This window comes from Streptomyces toyocaensis (assembly GCF_000725125.1).
GTDB lineage: Bacteria > Actinomycetota > Actinomycetes > Streptomycetales > Streptomycetaceae > Streptomyces > Streptomyces toyocaensis.
In genome coordinates this window covers 211226-229179 of the sequence record NZ_JFCB01000006.1, presented here as the reverse complement: position 1 = coordinate 229179, position 17954 = coordinate 211226, and the positions used below count along the sequence as shown (strand labels likewise).

The window sequence follows — 17954 nt, the reverse complement described above, 5'->3', positions numbered from 1 at the left end:
GATGTCCGGACCCCGGCGCCGTGTACCGCCACGCACGGCAGGGGCCGGTCGCCCGTGGGGTGACCGGACCCGGTGCGGTCCGCGCCCCGGGCCGGGTTCCGGCCCGTTCCGGACACATGACGGCACGGCGTTCGACGAACCGTGGAAAGCCGGCCGTCGGGCTGCCTCCGACGGCCCGCCCGGAGCGCCGGCTCCCGGCCGCTTCCGGACACGGGGCGGTGGGGAACGCGGCGGGTTCGCCGCGCCGCACGCGTACGGGGTGCTGGACGCGATCGTGGCGCACCTGAGGAGTCCCGGGTGGTGGCACGGGCCGTCGGATCGCAGTCGAGGCGGCGCGACGGCCGTACCGGCGCCGTCACGGCCGGGCCGCCTCCGGGCGTGCGCCGCCCCGTACTCGCTGACCAAGGCGGCCCACGGCCCGGGTGCGGGCCTCCTCACCGGATGCGTCCGGGGCCGTGCGCACCGGTGCACGGGCCGTGCGTCCGACCTGGCCGACCTCGCGCTGTCAGGACCCGCGCGTCCGTGTGGAGGGATGGTGTCGGCGGGCCGGGCGCGGGCCTTCGCGCTGGTTGTGTCCCGAGCCGCGTGCTGTCGTGGGCGGTCGGGGCGTGGTGCTGGCCGGGCGTGCGTCTCCCCGGATGTGTCCCCGGCCGTGTGGGGGAGCTACCGCCCGGCGGAGGCGTCGGGGCGGGTCGCCGGCGCGCCGGGGGCGGGGACACGGGCCGGCCGGGGCCGGGGCCGCGTGCCGCGGGACAGGAGGGCCGCGGCGGTGGCCAGTTCCTCCGGTGCCGGGCCGGTACGGAGCAGCTTCAGCAGGGCGGGGCCCAACGGGCCCTCGAGTACGGCTGCGGACACGGCATCTCCTCACGGGTGCGGGGCGTCGTACCGGCTCCGCGACGGGACGGGACGGTCACCCGGTACGCAGGGCCACGTAGTCACAGAGCGCGTCGAGCGTGCGGCGCGCGGGCAGCGGCGGCAGGACGCCGAGCGCCGCCCGGGCCCGGTCCAGCCTCCGGTGCATCAGCGTCTCCGCCCGCGCCGCGGCCCGGGAGACGGAGAACAGCTCCAGGGCACGACGGTGCCAGCCCTCTCCCGCGGCGGGCCCCGCCGCCAGCAGCTCCCGCAGTTCCGCGTCGCACGCGTCGGTGCCCTCCCACGCCAGCAGCACGGGAAGGCTGGGTACCCCGGCGAGCAGGTCCCGGCCCTGCTCCTTGCCGCTGGACGCCTCGGGAGAGCGGAGGTCGAGCAGGTCGTCGGCGATCTGGAAGGCCAGGCCGAGCTGTTCGCCGTACTCGACGAGGGTGGCGGCGACCGGACGGGATGCCCGGGCCTGGAAGGCGCCCACCCCCAGCGACATGGCCAGCAGCGCGGCCGTCTTGCCCCCGGCGACCCGGAAGTAGCGCGCGACGGGATCGTCCCCAGGCCCGGGGCCGGCGAGTTCCAGCAGTTGCCCCTCCACGATCCGGTTCGCGGTGCGGGCGTTGAGCGCGAGCGCGTCCGGCACCAGGTCGGCGGACAGCCGGGCGGCCCGGGCCAGCAGCCAGTTCCCGCCCATGGCTGCCGCCCGGTTGCCCCACAGGGCGTTGGCGCTGGCGGCGCCGTGACGGGTGACGGCGCGGTCCACGACGTCGTCGTGGTAGAGCGAGGCCAGGTGCACGAGCTCGGCGACGACGGCCGCCCGGGCCACGCCCTCACTGCCGGGGTCACCGAACTCGGCCGCGAGCAGCACCAGCAGGGGGCGTATCCGCTTGCCGCCGGTGGCCGCCAGATGCCCGGTGAGCGCCCGCACGCGAGGGTCGGACGCGTCCCGCGTGCGGTCCCGCAGCAGGCGCTCCGCGGCGGCCAGCCCCCTGCCCAACCGCTCCTGGAAACAGGGCAGGTCGGGGCCGAGCCGGCTCAGCAGCACGGTCGCGTAGGGGCGGTCGCCGTCGCACGCGACGGTGGCCGGGACCTCGTACAGCTGCTCTGCGGTCACGGGCGAACTCATCCTGTCGGTGCGGCCTGTGACGGCGGAACCACGGCCGTGGGCCCTCCGCCGTTTCCGGCCGCAACCATTGCAGTCGGCAACGGGGCCGACAACGGAGCTGGCATGAAGGTGTCATGGACGCTCCCCGCACCGCACGGCCGCCGCCCCCGTCGCCGTCGCGGTCCGGAACCCGGGGGACCACGAAACGGAACCCCCGCCGGAATCCGTTCCGGTGCCCGGCAGCTTGATGCCAGCTTCCGCGGCGAAACGGCGGTGGGACCACGCGCGCGGACCACAATCGGTGCGCCCTTGCACCCCCTGAGAAGGAGCCTCCCCCCATGTTCGGACGGGTCGGACGGTCCGCCGTCAAACACCCATGGCTGACCATCCTGGCGTGGGTGATCGCGGCGATAGGCGTGGCCACCCTGGCCCCGCCCCTGAAACCCGTCAGCGACCAGGCCGAGTTCCTGCCCTCCCACTACGAGTCGGTGCAGGCCGCGGACCTCCAGAAGCGGGCCTTCCCGCAGCAGGAGCAGCCCGCCTCCGTCATCGTCTTCCGCCGCGCCGACGACGGCCGGCTCACCGACGCCGACCTCGCGGACGTGCGGAAGGTCGCGGCCGGACTGGAGAAGGCGGACCTGGAGAAGATCGGCGCCGTGGAGACGGGCCCGCAGGCGGTGTCCGAGAACGGCGAGATCGCCCTGGCGAGCATCCTCGCGACGACCGAGAACCCCTACGACGAGACCCTCATGGAGTCGGTCGGGGAGCTGCGCGAGAAGGCCAAGCCCCTGCTGAAGGGCACCTCGCTGCACATGGGGATCACCGGCTCGGCCGCGACGGCGCTGGACACCAAGGAGTCCTCCGGCGACACGGACGCCATGATCATGATGGCGACCCTGGTCCTGTTGATCGTGCTGCTGGCCGTCATCTTCCGCAGCCCGCTCATCGCCGTCCTGCCGGTCCTCGTGATCGCCCTCGTCTTCGTGCTCGCCACCGGCCTGATCTCCATCGCCTCCGAGGCCGGCGGACTCCAGGCGGACGCCTCGATCGGCTCGATCCTGATCGTGGTGCTCTTCGGGGTCGGCACCGACTACCTCCTCTTCCTGCTCTTCCGCTACCGCGAGTTCCTCCGCGCGGGCCAGGCGCCGAAGGAGGCCATGACCGAGGCCGTGACGCGCGTCGGGGAGACCATCGCCTCGGCCGCGGGCGCCGTGGTCGTCGCCTTCCTCGCCCTCCTGCTGTCCAGCCTGGGCATGCTGAAGGCGCTCGGCCCGGCACTGGCCATCTCGGTCGGCGTCACCCTGGTCGCCGCGCTGACCCTCGTACCGGCGGTCTTCTCCCTGCTGGGCACCAAGGCCTTCTGGCCGTCCAAGGCGTGGAGCAGGGAACCCAAGCACACCCTCGCCGCCCGGACCGGGGCGCTCACCGCCCGCCGTCCCGGTCTCGTCGCCGCCGTCTCCGGCGGGCTGCTCGCCGTGCTCGCCCTGGGCGTCCTCAGCCTCAACACCGTCTTCGACAGCAGCAGTTCCCTGCCGAAGGACCTGGAGTCGGTCCAGGCCGCGAAGGAGCTGGAGCGTGGCTTCGCGGCCGGCCAGACCGACCCGACGTGGGTGTTCCTGGAGGCGGAGGACGGCGGCAAGCTGGACCAGGGCCAGATCGACGCCTACGGCGAGAAGCTGGCCGCGGCCGACTTCGGACGGGTGACGCCGCCGGCCCTCGCACCGAAGGGCGACATCGCCAAGTTCGGCGTGGTGCTGGCGCACAAGCCGGACAGCGACCGGGCCGTCGAACTGCTCTCCGGACCGCTGCGGGACGCGGCCCACGAGGCGGCACCCGACGGCACCCGCGCCCTCGTCGGCGGCACGTCCGCCGTGCTCGCCGACATCGAGCACGCCACCAACCGCGACTACTCCGTGGTGTTCCCGGCCGCCGGCCTGGCCATCATGCTGATCCTGGGCCTGCTGCTGCGCAGTGTCGTCGCGCCCGTGTACCTGATGGCCGCGGTCGGACTGGGCTTCGCCGCGACCCTGGGCGCCACCGTGTGGCTCTTCCAGAACATCGCCGGCGAGGCGGGCCTGCCCTTCACCCTGCCGGTGATCGTCTACCTGTTCGTCGTCGCGATCGGCACCGACTACAACATCCTCATGGTGGCCCGGCTGCGCGAGGAGGTCGCCCACGGCAGCTCCCCGGCGCAGGCCGTCCGCCGGGCGATCACCCACTCCACGTCCACCGTCGGCACGGCGGCCGTCATCCTGGCCGGCACCTTCGGCGTCCTGCTCCTGGCCGAGAACTCCATGCTCCGCCAGATGGGCTTCGCCGTCGCCTTCGGCATCCTGCTCACCGCCTTCGTGATGGCCGTGCTCCTGGTCCCCGCGGTGACCACCCTGCTCGGCCACCGGACGTGGTGGCCCGGCCGGGTCCGTCCCGCACCTCAGCCGGAGGCCGACCCGGACCCCGCGGCGGCGGAACCCGTCCCGGCGCACCGTACGTGAGCAGCGTTCTCCTGATCGCCGGGGCCACCGCTCTGCTCGGCCCCGTGATCATGGCCTTGCTGGCCCGCAGGGTGCTCGGACTGCGCATCGGCGCGGTCCGGGCCCTGCTCACGGGCGTCGCGGGACTGCTCGCCGCGGGCGTGGTCGGCACACCGATGGGCCCGCAGGCGAGCCGTACCCCCCTGGTCACCGTGCAACTGGGCGCCGCCCTGCTCGGCGCGATGATCTTCCTGGTGCTCTCCGAGGCGGTGGTCGGCGGCCCGCTGCGCGGCATGGTGCGCTGGCCCGGCGCCGCGCGCCGCAGGCTGGCACGCAGCCGCCGCTACACCCAGCTCAGCAGGATCGCCGTACGGCACGGACTGCGCCGCTTCCTGACCGGCCGGTCCCGCAGCGGTGCCGCGAGCCCCCAGGAGCAGGCCGCGCTGGCCAGGTCCCTGCGGCTGGCGCTGGAGGAGGCGGGCGCCACCTTCGTCAAACTGGGCCAGGTGCTCTCCTCCCGCTACGACCTGCTGCCCGACGTGTTCGCCCACGAACTGAGCGCGCTGCAGCACGAGGTGGCGCCCGAGCCGTGGCCCGACATCGAACGCGTGCTCGCCGAGGAGCTCAAGGCCCCGCCGGAGAAGGTGTTCGCGGAGTTCCGGCGCGAGCCGCTCGCGGCCGGGTCCATGGCCCAGGTGCACCGGGCCCGGCTGCACGACGGCCGCGCCGTGGCCGTCAAGGTGCAGCGCCCCGGGGCCCGGCAGGTGGTGGAACGCGACCTCGACATTCTCTTCCGGATCAGCGACATGCTCGAACGGAACACCGCCTGGGGCCGGACGGTCGGCTCCCGGGCACTGGTGCGAGGGTTCGCCGACTCGCTCCAGGAGGAACTGGACTTCCGCACCGAGGCCCGCAACACCGCTGCCGTGGCCGCCAACACCGCCCTCGCCGACGGCGAGGACGCGCGGGACACCGGCGCGGACGGCCCGTCCGGGGCCGCGCCGCGGGTGCTCATGCCGGAGGTCCACCACGACCTGAGCACCGAACGGGTCCTGGTCGTCGAATGGCTGGACGGCGTCACGCTGAACCGGGCCGGCACCGTCATCGACGCGCGGGGCCTCGACCGCGAGCGGCTCGCCCGCGACCTGTTCCGCTGCCTGCTGAGCCAGATCGTCATCGGCGGCGTCTTCCACGCCGACCCGCACTCCGGGAACGTCCTCGTCCTGGACGACGGCCGGCTCGGCCTCGTGGACTTCGGCTCCGTGGGCCGGATCGACCGCATGCTGCGCGGCAGTCTGCGCGAGCTGCTCATGGCGATCGACCGCAACGACCCGCGGGCCCTGTCCGACGCCCTGCTGGACCTGGTGGAACGGCCCGACGAGATCGACGAGGAGCGCTTCACCCGCGCCCTGGGCCGTTACACGGCCCGCCACCTCGCCTCCTCGGGGCCCCCGGGCCGCGAGATGTTCTCCGACCTGTTCCTGCTGGTGGCGCAGTACGGGCTCACCGTGCCGCCCGAAGTGGCCGCGGCGTTCCGGGCGCTGGCGACGGTGGAGGGCGCACTGGGACGGCTGGTGCCGGGCTTCGACCTCGTCGAGGAGGCACGCGCCTTCGCCTCCACCGAACTGGCCCGCAGGCTCTCCCCGGGGCATCTGAGCCGCTCCCTGGCCGACGAGGCGGCCGCCGTGCTGCCGATGCTGCTCCGGCTGCCGCGCCGGGCCGAGCGGATCTCCAGCGCGCTGGAACAGGGCCGCCTCGGCGTCAACGTACGGCTGCTCGCGGACGAACGGGACCGGCGCTTCATCCAGTCCCTCGTCCGGGACGTGCTGCTCACCTTCCTCGGTGGACTGACCGGTGTCCTCGGCATGCTGCTGCTGTCCACCCGGGGCGGTCCGCGGGTCACCGGCTCGCTGCGGCTGTTCGACGTCTTCGGCTACAACATGCTGCTGATCAGCTCGGTGCTGGTGCTGCGCGTCCTGTTCACCATCACCACACCGCGGCGCTGAGCGGCCCGGGGGGTCGTGGGGTGCGTGCGGCGCTGAGCGGCCCGGACGGACACGGGGTGCCTGCGGCGCTGAGCGGCCCGGACGGTCGTGGGGTGCGTGCGGCGCTGAGCGGCCCGGGCGGTCGTGGGGTGCCTGGGGGCGTGAGCGAGCCTGCTGGTCGTGGGGTGCTTGCGGCGCTGAATGGGCCGGGGGCTCGCGGGGTCCTGCGGGCATGAGCGGGCCGGGCGGTCACCGGGTGCCTACGGGCTCCATGGCCGTCCCGCCCGTGCACCCGCCGGCAGCGCGTGGGCGCGGTGCAGCGCGTCGGCCAGGGCGGCGGCCGAGTCGAACACGGTCGCGCCCAGCCACCGGCCCGGGAGCGCGTCCAGCCGGCCGGGCGGCCCGGACACCGACAGCGCGGCGACCACCCGGTCGTCCCCGGAGCGCACCGGCACGGCGTAGGCCGTGTCGCCGGGCAGCATGACGTCCGACCCGCGGGCCCAGCCCCGGCGGCGCACCTGGGCCAGGTGCGCCGCGGTGAACCGGGCGCCCCGCAGCCCCTCGTGGATCTCCTCCGGTTCCTGCCAGGCCAGCAGGATCAGCGCGACCGGTCCCGCGGTGGCGGGCCGGGACATGCCGACCGGCACCCGCTCGGCGCCGTCGGGTCCCGCGGACGCCTCCGCGCAGGTCGCCACACACGTCTGCGTCCGGCCGCGGCGGCGCAGGACACGGGCGTCCAGTCCGGTACGGGCGTGCAGATCGGCCAGTACCGGGACCGACGCCTGGGCCAGCCGGTCGTACCGCGCCTCGACCGACATGCTGCCGAGCCGCGGGCCGAGCACGAACCGCCCGCGGAAGTCCCGGGCCAGCAGCCCGAGCCGCTCCAGCGCGACCGCGATGCGGTGCACGGTGGGCCGGGACAGCCCGCTGCGGGTGACCAGTTCGCTCAGCGGGGCCGGCGCCCGCTCCACGATCTCCAGCAGGAGGGACGCCTTGTCGAGCACGCCGATGCCGCTGATCCACTCCCGCGGCTCGGCGGCCGCGAGGGGGCCCGCCGCCGGGCGGGGCCGTGTGACGTCGGAAAAGATTGCCATGGTGTCGGGGTCTTCTCTGCTCTGCTCGGGCGGACCGTCGGTCAGTCCAGGGCGGCCGGGCCGTCCACGGACACCACCTCGACGTCGGGTGCGATACGGCGGATCAGTCCCGCCAGGGTGCGTCCGGGACCGAGTTCGACGAGCCGGCCGCAGCCCAGCGGGCCGGTCAGTGTCCGCACGCTCTCCTCCCACAGCACCGGTGAGGTGAGCTGACGGGTGCCCAGTTCGGTCCAGCCACCGGCACCGTCGTACGGCCGGGCGTCCACGTTGGCCACCACCGGGAGGTGCCGGGGCGCCGCCGCCGTGTCCTTCAGCGCGGCGGCGAGCGACTCGGCGGCCGGCGCCATGTACGGGCTGTGGAAGGCGCCGCCGACCTGGAGCCGGATGAGCTTGGCCCCGATCGAGGCGGCACCGTCCGCGACCCGCGCGACCCCCTCGGGCGAGCCCGAGACCACGGTCTGGCCGGGGGCGTTGACGTTGGCGACCCACACGTCCTCGCCCGCCTCCCGCACGGAGCCGGCCAACTGCTCCACGTCGGCCAGCGACGCCGCGACGAGGACCCCCATGGTCCCCTCGCGGGCGGCGGCGGCCTCCCGCATCGCCCGGCCGCGCGCGGCGACGAGGGCCGCCGCCGCGGGCACGGTGAACGCCCCGGCCGCGGTGAGGGCGGCGTACTCACCGAGGCTGTGACCCGCGCAGGCGACCACGGGCCCGTCGAACGCGCCCCGGCGCACCGCCTCCGCGTGGGCGATCACCGCGACCGAGAACACCGACAGCTGCGCCAGGTCGGTCCGCCGGAGCAGCTCCGTGGGCGCGTGGAGCAGCAGGTCGGCGATGTCCTCCCCGGTGGCCTCGGAGATCTCGGCGGTGATCCCCCACGACGGGGTGTCACGCCACGGCGCGCCCATTGCCTGACGCTGTGTCCCCTGACCGGGGAAGACCAGACCGATCGGACGCTCACCCATGGATCCACCCTCCGCGACGGACACCGTCCGGGCGCCCGGCGAGGACGCTCCCGTTGCCTGGGAACCCATCGAACTGCGCCGCCCGGGGCGGGGCAACGCGCGTTTCAGGAACCTGCGGGCTCCTCACGGGCGGTAGGGACCGTGCTGTCCGGGCGGCAGCAGACCGAGCTCCGCCGCCCTCACACCCGCCTGGAAGCGGGAACTCGCACCGAGCAGCGCCATGATCTCCGCGACGTAGCGGCGGTAGGTCCGCACGGACACGGTCAGTTCACGGGCGGCCACCTCGTCGGTGGTCCCGGCCCGCATCGCGCCCAGAATCTGCCGGACCAGGACCGCCCGGTCACGGTCGCCGAAGGCCAGGTGCTCGGAAGGGGAGACGGAACTGTGCCAGATGCTCTCGAAGAGCGTGCCCAGGGCCTGCAGCACCTCGGGCGCCCTGATGAGGGAGGCCCGGCGCTCGGCGGGGGAGCCCACCACGACCAGGGCGGTGGCCCGGTCGGCGATGAGCACCTGCAACGGGGGCAGCCGGGCCACCCGGATCGTCAGCCGGCGGTGCGGGTCGGGCAGCCAGCCGCCCAGCGAGTCGCCCACCAGGTCGGGCCCGGTCAGTAACCGTGCGGAGACCCGCTCGCGGGCGAAGTGCAGCAGATCGGCCTCCAGCAGCCCGATCCGCTCCAACTGGCTGCCGGTGCCCGGCAACCGCGAACGCAGGATGTCGACGGTGCCGGTGGCCTGTCCCATCAGCTCCCGTGTGACGCCGATGAGCTGTCCGTAGCCGCCGGGGAGCGCCGTGATGAGCTGCTCCCGCCGGCTGCGGTCCCGATGGATGATCATGGTCGACTCGATCAACTCTCTGACCTGCAAGAGAGCATGCTCCAACTCGTCCCCCGATTGGCCGCACACCGCGTGCCCCCATTCCTTGCTGACGTTCCGTTCGCTTGGGTCCGTTCCACGGCCGTGGGCGGCACCGCCGCCCGGCCGGTCACCTGGTCTCGTGCAGCAACCCGAGCTCGACCGCGCGCACCCCGGCCTGGAAGCGGGACGAGGCGTCGAGTTCCCGCATGATCTCGGCGACATGGCGCCGGTAGGTGCGCAGGGACACCTGGAGCGCGCACGCGGCGGTGGCGTCCGTGCGGCCGGACCGCAGCTGCTCCAGGATGCGGCGGGTCAGTTCCGACCGCAGCCGGGGACTGGGCTCGGGGTGGTCGACGAGCCGGCGGCCGCGCGACCAGGCCCCGGCGTAGAGCAGTTGCAGGGTGCTGACCGCGGCGCGGTCGGTGACGACCGCGGCCCTGTCGTCGGCCGATCCCTCGGTGCCGAGCCGCAGGAACGCGGCCGTCCCGTCGACCACGACGATGCCGCACAGTTCGTGCCGGAGCACCCGTACCGCGGGCAGGCTCCGCAGCCGGGCGGGCGCGACCTCGAGCGCGGCCGGATTGCACAGGACCCTTACGGTCACGCCGCTCGGTACCTGGACCAGACGCCGCAGGACGGCCTCCATGAAGCCGACCGACCCGGTGAGTGCCACGTTGACCGAGCGCCGGGCTCCCCGCACGAGCCGCTCGAGGGTCTCGGCGGTCACCTCGGCGTCCATGTGGGTCACGCCTGACACCGTTGCCGGGCGTCTGCGGTGCAGGGACACCGTGGACTCGATCAGGGCGCGGGCCTGCAACAGCGTCTGTTCCAGGCGAGCGGCATGACCTCGGGGAACGCTTTCCTCCAGCTCGACGTCAGTCGGTAGATCGAACGCAATGCCAGCCACGCGTGAGCCCCCATGATTGTTTGCACATTGCCTCTGCCGCGCGTTGACCGGCCCTGGTTGCCCCAGCTGTGCGACGCCCGGCGTCACCGCCGGCCCCCGCTCGGCATATTGATTGAACCGGAAATTAAACCTCGTGCCACCCGTGGGCGTTTGCCTCCCTGGCAATGAATCGCACTGTGATGGTCGGCCGAAGGCATTGTGCTCACAGTGTGGCCGAAATCAGGTGTAGGTAATCACGACTGGGCGACGATATCCAGTTCCCATGGTGGGGTCCGTGACAGCAAGATGCACAGGGAGCTAATGAACCGGTAGGTCGGGTTCCGTTTCATGTGCCGACCGGCCGGTTACTTGCGCGTAGCGTCACTGAAGTGGCCGCTAGTTGCCAACTTGACCCGGTGAGCCGCCATTGTCGCCGCCGATACCTGTGGTAGCGCGGGCGGCACCGCGCGAGATGCTGCCCAATCGGTCAATCCGAAAGAATGCGACTGTTCGTGCATTATGGAATTGTTCAGCATCTTTCAGAGGGGTAGACCACTAACTTGAGCGGCGTTCATTTTCTCGCCCGCGGGAGTTGAAGACCGCGTAATTTGGCTGATTTTTCGGGCGCGGGAGGTGCCCGGTATATGTCCGGCGCTTTCCGGTCGCGGTGTGTTTTCCGGCCGGTTCCGGGCGCCTGCCCGCCGGCGCCGGGTGTGCCGGTGCGGCAGCCGTTCCGCGCGCCGGTGCGCACCCGCGGTCCCGCGCGGGCCCACCCCTGACCGGGGCCGTGGAACGGCTGCCGCCTCCCCCCTGGAGATGGCTTGCGGAAGCAACCTGCTCCAGATGTGAAGCTTTTGTGCAGAAGAGTTGAGCACAGGTCGGCCCACGGTCGCAATGGGCCGGACGTCGATATTCCGAATGTGTCGATCCGCCTGTGGGTGACGAGGGTTGACGGGGCGTCCCCGAGGTGACCGGTGTGCGCGGAGGCGGTCGGCGGAGGTCCGCCACGCGGACCTCATGTGACCGTCATCTTGATGCTGTGTACGCGTCAATGCGATGTCGTCCCTGGCCGCTGCACTTCCTCCCGTATCCACACGCCAGGGGAGGAACGGATGACACCCGAGGTCCGCCACTCACAGCACGCCCCCGAACTCCGTGCGGCAGCACGCCACATCGGCCGCCGCCGCTTCCTGACCACGACGGGCGCCGCCGCCGCGCTCGCCTTCGCGGTCGGCGTCCCCGGCGCGGGCACCGCGGCCGCCGCCGAACTCGACGCCGCACGGATCACCGACGACCCCTTCACCCTCGGTGTCGCCTCCGGCGACCCGCATCCCGACTCCGTCCTGCTGTGGACCCGTCTGGCCCCGGCCCCCTACCGGGCCGACAGCGGACTGCCCGCGCGACGCGTCGCCGTCGACTGGGAACTCGCCCTCGACGAACGGTTCCGCCGCGTCGTCAGACGGGGCAGGGCCACCGCCCATCCCGAGTTCCACCACGCCGTGCACGTCGAGGCCGGTCACCTCGCCCCGGGCCACCTCTACTACTTCCGCTTCCGCGCCGGCCGCTTCGTGAGCCCGGTCGGCCGCACCCGCACCGCCCCCGCCGCCCACAGCCGCACCGCCGGCCTCACCTTCGGCGTGGTCTCCTGCCAGCGCTACGACCAGGGCTACTACACCGCCTACCGGCACCTGGCCCAGGAGGACGTGGACGTCGTCCTCCACCTCGGCGACTACCTCTACGAGTACGCCGTCAACGACGTGGCGGGCTCGCGCGCCTACCCGTCCGGCACGCTGCCCGACCTGTTTCAGCGGGAGACGGTGACCCTGGAGGACTACCGCCTGCGGTACGCCCTCTACAAGTCCGACGCCGACCTGCGGGCCGCGCACGCCGCGCACCCCTTCGTCGTCACCTGGGACGACCACGAGACCGAGAACAACTACGCCGGCGGCACCCCGGAGAACAGCGTCCCGCCGGAGGAGTTCCTGCTGCGCCGGGCCGCCGCCTACCGGGCCTACTGGGAGAACATGCCGCTGCGCCGCCCTCAACTCCCCGACGGTCCCGACCTGCGGCTGTACCGCCGCCTGCACTGGGGCCGACTGGCCCAGTTCGACGTGCTCGACACCCGCCAGTACCGCTCCGACCAGGCGTACGGCGACGGCTGGCAGTACCCGGGTCCCGAGTCCGAGGACCCCTCGCGCACGCTCACCGGCGACGCCCAGGAACGCTGGCTGATCAACGGCTGGCACCGGTCGGACGCCCTGTGGAACGTGGTGCCCCAGCAGGTCACCTTCTCCCAGCGGTTCAACTCGACCACGGCGCCCTCCAAGGTCTCCATGGACTCCTGGGACGGCTACCCGGCCTCCCGCGAGCGGGTCCTGGCCGGCGCGCAGGCCGCCGGTGTCGAGAACCTCATGGTCCTCACCGGCGACGTGCACGTGCACTACGGCTTCGACATCAAGCGCGACTTCTCCGACCCCGGCTCCCGCACGGTGGGGACGGAGATCGTCACGTCCTCGATCACCAGCGGCGGCAACGGCTCCCGGAGGCCGTCCAACTGGGCCACGCTCCTGGCCGCCAACCCGCACATGAAGTACTACAACGGGCTGCGCGGATACACGACGGTGTCGCTCGACCGGGAGCGGGCGCGCGCCGACTTCAAGACGGTGTCCCACGTGACCACGCAGGGCGCGCCGCTCACGACCGCCGCCTCCTTCGTGACGGAGGCGGGGGAGCAGGGGCTCAAGCCGGCGTGACCCCCAGGGTCCCGGTGGCCTCTCCGGGGTAGCGGACGCCGACGCGCTCCCGGATCGTGTCGAGCGTCCGCATCACGGCGAGGGTGCCGTCGAGCGGGACCAGCGGCGACTCGGTCTCACCGGCCCGCAGGGCCCGCATCACCTCGGCGGCCTCGTGCTTGAGGCTGGCCCGGGGCCCGTCGGCCGGGTCGGCCGTGAACTCCTCGGGGTCACGGCCGTCCCGGTGCAGGGTGAAGCGGTCCGGGAAGAAGAAGCCGTACGGGATGTCGATCCGGCCCTTGGACCCGGTGACCGAGGCGGAGGTCGCCGTACCGCCCACGATGGAGCAGTGCACCGAGGCGAGAGCGCCGCTCTCCCACGAGAGCAGTGCCCCCGTCTGCAGATCGACGCCCTCCTCCGAGAGCACCGCTCGCGCCGCGACGTCCGACGGCTCACCGAGCAGCAGCTGCGTGAAGGACACCGGATACACGCCGAGGTCCAGCAGCGCGCCCCCGCCCAGTGCCGGGTCGCGCAGCCGGTGCGAGGCGGGCAGTGCTCCATTCCTCGCCTCCGGCAAGAGGTGCCCCGCCAGCCCGAAGTCGGCCTGGACGCTGCGCACCTCACCGATCGCCCCGTCGTCGACGAGCGCCTTGAGCCGCCGCACCATCGGATGGCAGTACATCCACATGGCCTCCATCAGGAAGCGCCCGTTGTCCCGGGCCAGGGCGACCAGCTCCCGCGCCTCGCGCGCGTTCAGCGTGAACGGCTTCTCGCACAGCACGTCGCGCCCGGCCTCCAGCATCAGCCCGGCCGCCGCGCGGTGCGCCGAGTGCGGAGTGGCCACGTAGACGACGTCGACCTCCTCGTCCCGCGCCAGCGACTCCCAGTCGCCGTACGCCCGCGGTATCCCGAACCGCTCGGCGAACGCCTTCGCCGGCTCCGCCGAGCGCGACGCGACCGCCACGACCTCCGCGTCCGGCAGGTCCACGAGGTCCGCCGTGAACGTCGCGGACATCCCCCCGGTCGCCAGGATTCCCCAGCGCACCCTCTGCTCCGTCATGTGTCCCACTCTGCTCGTGTCGTTCGTCACATTTTCAACGAATGTCCGTGGAAGCGCTCCCATGACATCGCCGTTGACGCCGAGCACTCCGTACGAGCTGAGAGCATAGGGAGCCGATGGCATGGAAAGGGAGGGGTCACATGCCCGAGGGCGGGGCGTCCATATCGAACCCGACGGCGAAGGCGAGGGAGAGTGGCGCACCGCGGACCACGCCGGGGAGGCGCACACCGGCGTCCGGCACCGCCGCCGGCCGCCGCACCGGCCTCCTGGTCACCCTCGTCCTCGGCGGCCTGACCGCCATACCGCCGCTGGCGATGGACATGTACCTCCCCGCCCTGCCCGAGGTCACCCAGTCCCTGCACGCGCCCGCCGCCACCGTCCAGCTCACCCTCACCGCCTGCCTGGCCGGGCTGGCGGTCGGGCAGCTCGTGGTCGGGCCGATGAGCGACCGCTGGGGCCGCCGCCGCCCGCTGCTCGCCGGCCTCGCCGTCTACCTCGTCGCCACCGCCCTGTGCGCGTTCGCGCCGACCGTGGAACTCCTCGTCGCGTTCCGGCTGGCGCAGGGCCTCGCGGGCGCGGCCGGCATCGTCATCGCCAGGGCGGTCGCCCGCGACCTCTACGACGGCGTGACCATGGCCCGTTTCTTCTCCACCCTCATGCTGATCTCCGGAGTCGCGCCGATCGTGGCGCCGCTGATCGGCGCGCAGGTCCTGCGGGTCACGGACTGGCGGGGCGTGTTCGTCGTCCTCGCGGTCGCCGGGGTGCTCCTGACGGCCGTCGTCTGGGCGCGGCTGCCGGAGACGCTGCCCCCGGCCGACCGCCACGGCGGAGGTGTCGGCGAAGCCCTCGGCGCGATGCGCGGGCTGCTCACCGACCGGGCCTTCACCGGCTACATGCTCACCGGCGGGTTCGCCTTCGCCTGCCTCTTCGCCTACGTCGCGGCCTCCCCGTTCGTCGTCCAGGAGATCTACGGCGCCTCCCCGCAGACCTTCAGCCTGCTGTTCGGGCTCAACTCGATCGGCCTGGTCGTCATGGGCCAGATCAACGGCAGGATCCTGGTCGGCAGGGTCCCGCTGGACCGGGTGCTCGGCCTGGGGCTCGCCGTGGTGGCCGTCGCCGCCCTCGCGCTGCTGCTGATGGCGCTGGGCGTGTTCGGCGAGGTGGGGCTGGTGCCCGTGGCCGCCGGGCTCTTCGTGCTCATGTCGGCGATGGGCATCACCATGCCCAACACCCAGACGCTCGCCCTGATGCGCACCAGGCACGCCGCCGGCTCCGCGTCGGCCCTGCTCGGTGCGGCCTCCTTCCTCATCGGGGCGATCGCGTCCCCGCTGGTCGGAGTGGCCGGGGAGGACACCGCCGTCCCGATGGCCGTCGTCCAACTGGCCGCGGCACTGGTGGCACTGGCCTGCTTCCTGGGTATGTGCCGCCCGTGGAACGGGAGGACGGGCGCGAAGGGCGGGGGCGTCTGAGCGCGCCGAGACTCCGCCACGGCACACCGGAACGGGCCGGGCTCGACGCCGGGGAACTCAGGCGCCTGGTCCGGGAGGTCCACGCCCGCACCGGCGGTGAGCGCCCCTGGGCGGCGGGCGCCGTCGTGGTCGTCGGGCGCGGCCCGGTCCTCGCCGTGCAGGAGGCGGCGGGCTGGGCCGTGCGCTACGCGGCGTACGACGAGGAGGCGGGCGCCCCGGTCGAACTGCCCCCGGCCGAGCGGGTCCCGATGACCGTGGACACCCCCTTCGACCTCGCCTCCCTCACCAAGCTGTTCACCTCGGTGGCGGCCGTGCAGCAGATCGAGCGGGGCACCCTGGGCATCGACGCCCGCGTCGGCGCGTACCTGCCGGACTTCACGGCGGCCGCGCGGCACGGCGTCACCGTCCGTCAGCTGCTCACCCACACCTCCGGGCTGCGTCCCGAACTCCCCCTGTACGACTGCGCCGACGACGCGGAACGGCTCGCGCTGCTCCGCGCGGAGCAGCCCGTCGGCGTGCCCGGCACCTACTGCTACTCCGACCTCAACATGCTGCTCCTCCAGCAGGTCCTGGAGCGTCTCACCCGCCGCACGCTCGACACCCTGGTGCGGGACGGCATCACCCGGCCGCTCGGCATGACCGCGACCGCCTTCGGGCCGTGCCCGGCCGCCGCGGCGACGGAGGACCAGAGGCGGCCGTGGGCCAAGGCGGACCGGGGGATGCTGCGGGGCGAGGTGCACGACGAGAACGCCTGGGCGCTGGGCGGGGTCGCGGGCCATGCCGGGCTGTTCTCCACGGGCCGTGACCTGGCGGTCTTCTGCCGCACCCTGCTGGCCGGGGGAGCGTACGGCCCCGCCCGCGTCCTCGGCCCGGACTTCGTGGAGCTGCTGTTCACCCCGCCGGGCCTGGGCTTCGCCCTGGACCAGCCGTGGTTCATGGGGGAGCTGGCGGGCCGGGGTGCCGCGGGCCACACGGGCTTCACGGGGACGTCCCTGGTGCTCGACCGTGCCACGGACACCTACGTGATCCTCCTGGCCAACACGGTGCACCCGCGCCGGCCGGTCCCGCCGGACAGCGGGCCGAGGGCCGAGGCGGGGACGCGGGTGGCGCGGGCGGTGCGGGGGAGGTGAGGGGGCGCGCTCCTCTTCCGTAGAATCGCCGGGTGAACGCCCCCGCCTCCCCGACCCCCGCCGACACCCTGCGCTCCGCCCTCGCCGGGCTGCTCGACGGGCTTCCGGCGCGGCAGGCCGCGCAGGCCGTCGAGCGGCTGATCGCGACCTATCGGGGCGCCACCCCGACGGCCTCCCCCATCCTCCGGGACCGGGCCGATGTGGCGGCGTACGCCGCCTACCGCATGCCCGCGACCTACGAGGCGGTCCGCTCGGCGCTGGCGGCGTTCGCGGACGCGGTGCCCGGATGGGCGCCCCGCGACCACGTGGACGTCGGCGGCGGGACCGGCGCGGCGGCCTGGGCGGTGAGCGCGACCTGGGACGGAGAGCGGCCGGTCACCGTCCTGGACTGGGCCGAACCCGCACTCGCCCTGGGCCGGGAACTCGCCGCCGCCCACCCCGCCCTGCGCCGGGCCCGCTGGCACCGCTCTCGTATCGGATCAGCGCTCACCATCGAGAGCACCGATCTCGTCACCGTCTCGTACGTCCTCAACGAGCTCACCGCCCCCGACCGCGCCGCGCTCGTCGACGCCGCCGCCGGCGCCGCGCGGGCCGTCGTGATCGTCGAACCCGGCACCCCCGACGGCTACGCCCGTGTCATCGAGGCCCGTGACCGCCTGATCTCCGCCGGTTTCCACGTCGCAGCCCCCTGCCCGCACAGCTCCGCCTGCCCCATCGAGCCCGGCACGGACTGGTGCCACTTCTCCGCGAGGGTCAGCCGCTCCTCCCTGCACCGCCAGGTCAAGGGCGGCTCCCTCGCCTACGAGGACGAGAAGTTCAGCTACGTGGCCGCCACCCGCGTCCCGGCCGCCCCGGCCACCGCCCGGATCGTCCGCAGGCCGCAGATCCGCAAGGGCCAGGTCCTCCTCGACCTCTGCGAGACGGACCCCGGCCTGCGCCGCACCACCGTCACCAAGCGCCACGGCGACCTGTACCGGGCGGCCCGGGACACCGACTGGGGCGACCCCTGGCCGCCGCGCACGGACGCCGGGCCCGCCGACGGCTAGGCCGTCGGCTCCCCGTTCCCCGCGTCCCGCTCCCGCTCCTGCTCCCGCTCCTGCTCCCGCTCCCGCTCCCGCTCCTGCTCCCGCTCCTCCCTGAGCCTGCGCAGCAGTTCCCGCTTGCGGGCCTGCGGATCGACACCACCCCCGATGCGCCCGCCGCTCCCGCCGCCGCGCAGCGCCCCGCGGCCGAGGTGCTGTCGGGTACCACCGACGCCCAGCATGTTTCCGGCTCCGCCTCGGCTCATGGCCGTCCCCTCTCGTCGGCGAGTCAGTGAGGCATTTCAGTACGAGACGTATC

At 73.5% G+C, this 17954-nt stretch carries 14 protein-coding genes; 6 read left to right on the top strand and 8 right to left on the bottom strand.

The window, feature by feature from the left end:
- Positions 1-663: 663 nt before the first annotated feature.
- Together BU52_RS10170 and BU52_RS10165 are read right to left on the bottom strand one after the other, a co-directional pair.
- The gene (locus BU52_RS10170; RefSeq protein ID WP_037931539.1) at positions 664-855 is read right to left on the bottom strand and encodes a hypothetical protein; all 192 of its coding nucleotides are present in this window, start codon (positions 853-855) and stop codon (positions 664-666) included.
- A 55-nt stretch (positions 856-910) separates the two neighbouring features.
- Positions 911-1975 (bottom strand): polyprenyl synthetase family protein, encoded by a 1065-nt coding sequence (locus BU52_RS10165; protein ID WP_037931535.1) that lies wholly within the window; start codon positions 1973-1975, stop codon positions 911-913.
- Positions 1976-2304: 329 nt separating this feature from the next.
- Here BU52_RS10165 and BU52_RS10160 point away from each other — a divergent pair, with 329 nt between their 5' ends.
- A complete protein-coding gene (locus tag BU52_RS10160; protein ID WP_037931532.1) occupies positions 2305-4458 on the top strand; it encodes an MMPL family transporter in 2154 nt (717 codons plus the stop codon).
- The gene (locus tag BU52_RS10155) at positions 4455-6443 is read left to right on the top strand and encodes an ABC1 kinase family protein (protein ID WP_051858096.1); all 1989 of its coding nucleotides are present in this window, start codon (positions 4455-4457) and stop codon (positions 6441-6443) included. The genes BU52_RS10160 and BU52_RS10155 overlap by 4 nt, the downstream gene beginning before the upstream one ends.
- 239 nt (positions 6444-6682) lie before the next feature.
- Here the strand turns inward: BU52_RS10155 and BU52_RS10150 are convergent, their stop codons facing one another.
- The 4 genes from BU52_RS10150 to BU52_RS10135 all read right to left on the bottom strand — a co-directional run bounded on the left by BU52_RS10150 (position 6683) and on the right by BU52_RS10135 (position 10075).
- Positions 6683-7516 (bottom strand): IclR family transcriptional regulator, encoded by an 834-nt coding sequence (locus BU52_RS10150; RefSeq protein WP_078903186.1) that lies wholly within the window; start codon positions 7514-7516, stop codon positions 6683-6685.
- A 41-nt stretch (positions 7517-7557) separates the two neighbouring features.
- Positions 7558-8481 carry an ACP S-malonyltransferase gene (locus BU52_RS10145; protein ID WP_037931529.1) on the bottom strand — a complete coding sequence of 308 codons (924 nt, stop codon included), beginning with the start codon at positions 8479-8481 and terminating at the stop codon, positions 7558-7560.
- A gap of 123 nt (positions 8482-8604) precedes the next feature.
- Positions 8605-9345, bottom strand: coding sequence for a helix-turn-helix domain-containing protein (locus tag BU52_RS10140; RefSeq protein WP_235216300.1), 741 nt, complete (start codon positions 9343-9345; stop codon positions 8605-8607).
- 118 nt (positions 9346-9463) lie between these two features.
- Positions 9464-10075 (bottom strand): helix-turn-helix domain-containing protein, encoded by a 612-nt coding sequence (locus BU52_RS10135; RefSeq protein ID WP_235216303.1) that lies wholly within the window; start codon positions 10073-10075, stop codon positions 9464-9466.
- Between the two features lie 1259 nt (positions 10076-11334).
- On the opposite strand from BU52_RS10135, the gene BU52_RS10130 reads away from it, so the two are divergent.
- Positions 11335-12975 (top strand): alkaline phosphatase D family protein, encoded by a 1641-nt coding sequence (locus BU52_RS10130; RefSeq protein ID WP_037931524.1) that lies wholly within the window; start codon positions 11335-11337, stop codon positions 12973-12975.
- Here the strand turns inward: BU52_RS10130 and BU52_RS10125 are convergent.
- Positions 12962-14014, bottom strand: a complete 1053-nt coding sequence (locus BU52_RS10125; RefSeq protein ID WP_037931521.1) for a Gfo/Idh/MocA family protein — start codon at positions 14012-14014, stop codon at positions 12962-12964. The genes BU52_RS10130 and BU52_RS10125 overlap by 14 nt on opposite strands.
- 140 nt (positions 14015-14154) lie before the next feature.
- Between BU52_RS10125 and BU52_RS10120 the strand changes: the two genes are divergently transcribed.
- Genes BU52_RS10120 through BU52_RS10110 form a run of 3 tightly spaced genes read left to right on the top strand, consistent with a single transcriptional unit; the run spans position 14155 to position 17659 of the window.
- Entirely contained in the window at positions 14155-15483 is a 1329-nt protein-coding gene (locus BU52_RS10120; RefSeq protein WP_037931518.1) for a multidrug effflux MFS transporter, read from the top strand.
- Complete coding sequence (locus BU52_RS10115) at positions 15444-16613, top strand: serine hydrolase domain-containing protein (RefSeq protein WP_037931611.1); 1170 nt, start codon at positions 15444-15446, stop codon at positions 16611-16613. Before BU52_RS10120 ends, BU52_RS10115 begins: the two co-directional genes overlap by 40 nt.
- 32 nt (positions 16614-16645) lie before the next feature.
- On the top strand, positions 16646-17659 hold the full coding sequence (locus BU52_RS10110) for a small ribosomal subunit Rsm22 family protein (protein WP_037931515.1): 1014 nt from the start codon (positions 16646-16648) through the stop codon (positions 17657-17659).
- Here BU52_RS10110 and BU52_RS35920 read toward each other — a convergent pair.
- Positions 17656-17901 carry a DUF6243 family protein gene (locus tag BU52_RS35920; protein ID WP_078903185.1) on the bottom strand — a complete coding sequence of 82 codons (246 nt, stop codon included), beginning with the start codon at positions 17899-17901 and terminating at the stop codon, positions 17656-17658. The genes BU52_RS10110 and BU52_RS35920 overlap by 4 nt on opposite strands.
- Between the last annotated feature and the right edge of the window lie 53 nt (positions 17902-17954).

Coding starts and splice junctions, on each gene's coding strand:
- BU52_RS10120 (WP_037931518.1), top strand. CDS start 14,155: ATGCCCGAGGGCGGGGCGTCCATATCGAACCCGACGGCGAAGGCGAGG.
- BU52_RS10125 (WP_037931521.1), bottom strand. CDS start 14,014: ATGACGGAGCAGAGGGTGCGCTGGGGAATCCTGGCGACCGGGGGGATG.
- BU52_RS10160 (WP_037931532.1), top strand. CDS start 2,305: ATGTTCGGACGGGTCGGACGGTCCGCCGTCAAACACCCATGGCTGACC.
- BU52_RS10135 (WP_235216303.1), bottom strand. CDS start 10,075: ATGGACGCCGAGGTGACCGCCGAGACCCTCGAGCGGCTCGTGCGGGGA.
- BU52_RS10150 (WP_078903186.1), bottom strand. CDS start 7,516: ATGGCAATCTTTTCCGACGTCACACGGCCCCGCCCGGCGGCGGGCCCC.
- BU52_RS10145 (WP_037931529.1), bottom strand. CDS start 8,481: ATGGGTGAGCGTCCGATCGGTCTGGTCTTCCCCGGTCAGGGGACACAG.
- BU52_RS10130 (WP_037931524.1), top strand. CDS start 11,335: ATGACACCCGAGGTCCGCCACTCACAGCACGCCCCCGAACTCCGTGCG.
- BU52_RS35920 (WP_078903185.1), bottom strand. CDS start 17,901: ATGAGCCGAGGCGGAGCCGGAAACATGCTGGGCGTCGGTGGTACCCGA.